The organism is Cryobacterium sp. TMT2-15-1, from assembly GCF_004402345.1.
Taxonomy (GTDB): Bacteria; Actinomycetota; Actinomycetes; order Actinomycetales; family Microbacteriaceae; genus Cryobacterium; species Cryobacterium sandaracinum.
Genome location: NZ_SOGD01000014.1, coordinates 1 through 4,513, shown reverse-complemented (window position 1 = coordinate 4,513; position 4,513 = coordinate 1). Strand labels below are relative to the sequence as shown.

4 protein-coding genes are annotated in these 4,513 nt (G+C 70.1%); all 4 read right to left on the bottom strand.

Annotated features, from left to right (window positions below; translation table 11 throughout):
* Nucleotides 1-141: 141 nt before the first annotated feature.
* The 4 genes from E3O62_RS03280 to purD all read right to left on the bottom strand — a co-directional run bounded on the left by E3O62_RS03280 (nucleotide 142) and on the right by purD (nucleotide 4,385).
* Complete coding sequence (locus E3O62_RS03280) at nucleotides 142-969, bottom strand: VOC family protein (protein WP_134397532.1); 828 nt, start codon at nucleotides 967-969, stop codon at nucleotides 142-144.
* A gap of 328 nt (nucleotides 970-1,297) precedes the next feature.
* A complete protein-coding gene (locus E3O62_RS03275) occupies nucleotides 1,298-1,681 on the bottom strand; it encodes a VOC family protein (RefSeq protein WP_104169578.1) in 384 nt (127 codons plus the stop codon).
* 153 nt (nucleotides 1,682-1,834) lie between these two features.
* Nucleotides 1,835-2,755: a phosphoribosylaminoimidazolesuccinocarboxamide synthase gene (locus E3O62_RS03270; RefSeq protein ID WP_134397531.1), complete on the bottom strand. Its 921-nt coding sequence runs from the start codon at nucleotides 2,753-2,755 to the stop codon at nucleotides 1,835-1,837.
* Nucleotides 2,756-3,089: 334 nt separating this feature from the next.
* Nucleotides 3,090-4,385 carry a phosphoribosylamine--glycine ligase gene (purD, locus tag E3O62_RS03265; RefSeq protein WP_134397530.1) on the bottom strand — a complete coding sequence of 432 codons (1,296 nt, stop codon included), beginning with the start codon at nucleotides 4,383-4,385 and terminating at the stop codon, nucleotides 3,090-3,092.
* Nucleotides 4,386-4,513 lie beyond the last annotated feature (128 nt).

Sequence of the window (4,513 nt, the reverse complement as noted above, 5' to 3'; positions counted from 1 at the left end):
GGGAGCCGGCGCGGCCCCGGGAGCCGGCGCGGCCCCGGGAGCCGGCGCGGCCCCGGGAGCCGGCGCATAGGACCTCTGCGTTCGGTGTCGGCGGGGTGCGCCGCGCTGACGCCGTGACCTGACGCCGTGCGGGCCCGCGGGCTACTTCGTGCGCACCACGATCTGGTTGCCCCACGGGTCGTCGAAGCCGAGGGTCTGCCCGTCGTGACGGGTCTGCACACCGAAGTGGGACATCCGTTCGTTGAGGGCACCGATGTCGTCGGTGCCCGGCAGGATGATATCGACCTCGCCGAGCCCGAGGGCCAGTCGGCGCTTGCCGGCGCCGGCGCTGTTCCAGGTGTTCATGGCCATGTGGTGGTGGTAGCCGCCGGCCGAGACGAACAGGGCCTGGCCGCCGAGGGTCGCGGTCGCCTCGAAGCCGAGGCGGTCCACGTAGAACTCGCGGGCCGTGCCCACGTCGCCGACGGAAAGGTGCACGTGCCCGACGATGGCGTTGCCGACCGCCGGATGCGCCTGGCCGTCCCGGGTCAGGTGCTCGCCGATGAAGGTGTTGGGGTCGAGGTAGAGGGTGGCCATCTCGACCTGGCCGTGGGTCCAGCTCCACTCGGTGCGGTCGCGGTCCCAGTACAGCTCGATGCCGTTGCCCTCCGGGTCGGTGAAGTAGAAGGCCTGGCTGACCAGGTGATCGGCACTGCCGGTGAACGATCCCGGATGCGTTGTGCCCACCGAGTAGACGGCCGCGGCGAGCTGCGCCTGGGTGTCGAAGAGGATGGCGGTGTGGAACAGCCCGCTCGAGCGGGGCTCGGCGGCGGTCAGCTCCGGGGCGTGCTGCAGAACAACGATCGGTGTGGTTCCGCGCCCGAGCACGGCGACCGGCCCCTCGTGGCTCTGCAGCTCGAGGGTCACCGCGTCGCGGTAATACGTGATCATGGCGTCGAGGTCGCCCACGCGCAGGGTCACCGCGCCCATGCCGGTCGATGCGGGCAACAGGTCGTTCGCGAATCGATTCACACTGGCCCCAACGGATGACCCCGGCCCGGTATTCCGGTCGTGCGCCGAGCGGTGGGGGGCTAACTCAGGAGATCTGGCGGCACGGTCGCGATCGGACGCCATCCGCCGCGGAAACAGTGCCCCCGGGGACGGACTGGGTCGGGATCTCCTGAGTTAGCCACGCGTTGGAGTCGAGAGTTGGAGTGGAGGGGGAGTCGGAGTGGAGTCGGGAGACGGAGTTGGAGGGGGAGTCGGGAGCTGGAAGCGGGTCGGAGCGCAGAACGCGACCCGGCAGTCCGGGCGCTCGCTACTGCTCGTCTTCGTGGAGCTGGATCAGGTTGCCGCAGGTGTCGTCGAAGATGACGGAGGTGCCGTACGCATCCGTGCTGGGGGCGCCGGCGAACTGAACGCCCAGGGTGCGGAGTCGCTCGTACTCGGCCTGCACATCCGGTGTGCCGAACACGATGGCCGGCAGCCCGAGGCTGCGGATGCCCTGAGCGTACTTCTGGGAGACCTTGTTGTCACTCGGCTCGAGGAGGAGGCCGACCCCGTCGGGGTCTTCCGGGGACTTCACGATATACAGCTGGTGCTCCGGCATTGACATCAGCTTCTCGAATCCGAGCACGGACGTGTAGAAGTCGAACGCGGCGGAGGGATCGTTCACGTGGACGCTGCACATCTTGATTCGCATGGCCGGAGCGTATCAGTTTGCGGCCCGTGGCCGCCGGGACGTGACGCCCCGCGACGGCACGCCCGGCTGCGGGGAAGCGCAGCGACGGTGCGGTGCCCGCGGAGACACGCGGGCACCGCGGCCTCGCCCACGCCCACGCCTCGCCGGCCTCGCCTACGCCTCGCCGGCCGCGGAAGCCGCGTGCGTCAGCCGTGCCAGCAGTTCCAGGTAGCGGGCCGCGGTCTGCTCGACGATCTCCGCCGGAAGCGCCGGCGGTGTGCCGGTCAGGTCCCAGTTGGCCGCGAGCCAGTCGCGAACGATCTGCTTGTCGAAACTGGCCATCCGTTGTTCCGGGGTCGTGCCGGACTGCCAGAGCGAGGCGTCCCAATAGCGGCTCGAGTCGCTGGTGAGCACCTCGTCGGCGAGCGTGATGGCGCCCGTGAGGCGGTCGGCGCCGAACTCGAATTTCGTATCGGCCAGGATGACCCCGGCTTTCTCGGCGATCGCCGAGGCGTGGCCGAAGATCTCCAGCGACAGGCGGCGCAGCTCGTCGGCAACGGGGGTCCCGACCAATTCCACCGTGCGCTCGAACGAGATGTTCTCATCGTGCTCGCCCATCGGGGCCTTCCACGCCGGGGTAAAGATGGGTTCGGGCAGGCGGTCGCCGTTCTGCAAATCGGCAGGCAGGTGGATGCCGCACACCGTCTGGGTGGACTGGTATTCCTTCCAGCCCGATCCGGTCAGGTACCCGCGCACGACGCACTCGATCGGGAACATGTCGAGGGTCTTGCAGAGCATGGCGCGCCCGACAACGGCGGATGGGAGCAGGCTGGTCACAGCCCCGTTGACGGTGTGGTCCGGCACGAGGTGGTTGGGGAAGCCCACGAGCTGGTCGAACCACCAGAGGCTGAGAGTGGTGAGCAGTTCGCCCTTGCCCGGGATGCCGGGCTCGAGCACGTGGTCGAACGCGCTGACGCGGTCGCTGGCGACCACGAGCACGCGTGCGGCGGTCGCGAGGTCGGCCGCGGCATCCGGAACGTAGAGGTCGCGCACCTTGCCCGAGTAGGCGTGACGCCATCCGGGCAGGTCGGGCAGAGCGGATGCGGCGGGCTGGTCTAGTGCGGTCACGGCTACATTCTTGCGCACCGGCCGGTGCCCGCGCCAACGCGGGGCCGGCGTGTGGGCTGCCGGGCTCGCGCCCGGGCTCGTGCCCGGCTCGTACCGGGCTCGTACCGCCCGTGGCGTGCCGCGCTTCCGCGCCGAGGATCCCAGAGGGAGGGGCTAATTCAGGAGATTTGCGCTGCCGGTGTCGTCCGGCCTGGTGTTTTCGGGTGTTCTCAGCGCTCGCCGAATGGATCTCCTGAGTTGGCCACGGAAACGGCGGGCGGCGACAGCTCAGCCGGGCCCGTGAGACGAGGGTTCGGCGGGCTCAGCGGGCTCGGCGGGCTCGGCGGGCGACACCGGCGACGCGGGCGGCGATGTCGGTGCGGTACTGGCAACCCTCAAGCGTGATCAGGGTGAGGGCCTCGTAGGCGCGGGCGCGGGCATCCGTAAAGCCGTCGCCGACCGCGACGACGCTGAGCACGCGTCCGCCGGTGGACACGAGGGTGTCGTCGACGGCGGCCGTCGCCGCATGCGCAATACTGACGCCGGGCACAGCGGATGCCGCGGCCAGCCCGGTGAGAGCGCGTCCGGTGACCGGCGCATCGGGATAGTTCTCGCTCGCGAGCACGACCGTGACGCAGGCGTCAGCCGAGAATACCGGGCGGGCCAGGCCGCCGAGGCCGCCGGTGGAGGCCGCGAGCAGCAGACCCGACAGTGGCGTGACCAGGCGCGGCAGAACCACCTGGGTCTCCGGGTCGCCGAACCGGGCGTTGAATTCGATCACCCGGATGCCCTCGGTCGTGAGAATGAGGCCGCAGTAGAGCAGACCGATGAAGGGGGTGTCCTCGGCGGCGAGCTGGCGCACCGTCGGCAGCGCGATCGTTTCGATGACCTCGTCTACGAAAGCCTGTTCACTGCCGAATTCGGCGTCGAGCCAGGGCAGCGGCGAATAGGCGCCCATGCCGCCGGTGTTCGGGCCGAGGTCGCCGTCGCGGAGGCGTTTGTAGTCCTGGGCGGGGGAGAGCGGCAGCACGCTGTGGCCGTCGCTGAGCAGGAAGAGGGAGACCTCCTGCCCGTCCAGGAATTCTTCGATCAGCACGCTGCCGTGCTGAAGCCAGTAGATGGCGTGGTTGATCGCGGCCGTACGGTCCACGGTGACGAGCACGCCCTTGCCGGCGGCGAGACCATCGGCCTTGACCACGTAGGGCGCCCCGAACTCGTCGAGTGCGGACGTGGCTTCGGCGAGCGACCCGGCGCGTTCGGCGCGTCCGGTGGGCACGCCCGCAGCATCCATGATGCGTTTGGCGAAGGTTTTGCTGCCTTCGAGAGCTGCCGCGGCCCGGTCCGGACCGAATACCGGGATGCCCCGGGTGCGCAGCGCATCGGCGACTCCGGCGACGAGCGGCGCCTCCGGCCCCACCACGACGAGCTCGATGCCGTTGAGGTTCGCGTAGTTCGTGACCTGCTCGGGGTCGGCCGGGTCGAGCGGAATCACCGGCACATCCCGGGCAATGCCGGCATTGCCCGGCGCCGCCACAATGTCGTGGCGCGGCTCCTCGCGGAGCAGCGCGGTGATGATGGCGTGCTCGCGGGCACCTGAACCGAGGACCAGAATCTTCACCCCGTCAGATTAGCGGATGCCGCGTAGCCCCGCGCGGGCGGCGGGCGGAGGGCGGCGGGCGGCAGGCGGCGGGCACCGGGCGCTGGCGCAAGAGCGCTGCGCTCGTGCTGCGCCGATACGCGCATGGT

Bases quoted from the DNA above. Each gene is read 5' to 3' on its own strand.
- E3O62_RS03275 (WP_104169578.1), bottom strand. From the start codon at position 1,681: ATGCGAATCAAGATGTGCAGCGTCCACGTGAACGATCCCTCCGCCGCG.
- E3O62_RS03280 (WP_134397532.1), bottom strand. From the start codon at position 969: ATGGGCGCGGTGACCCTGCGCGTGGGCGACCTCGACGCCATGATCACG.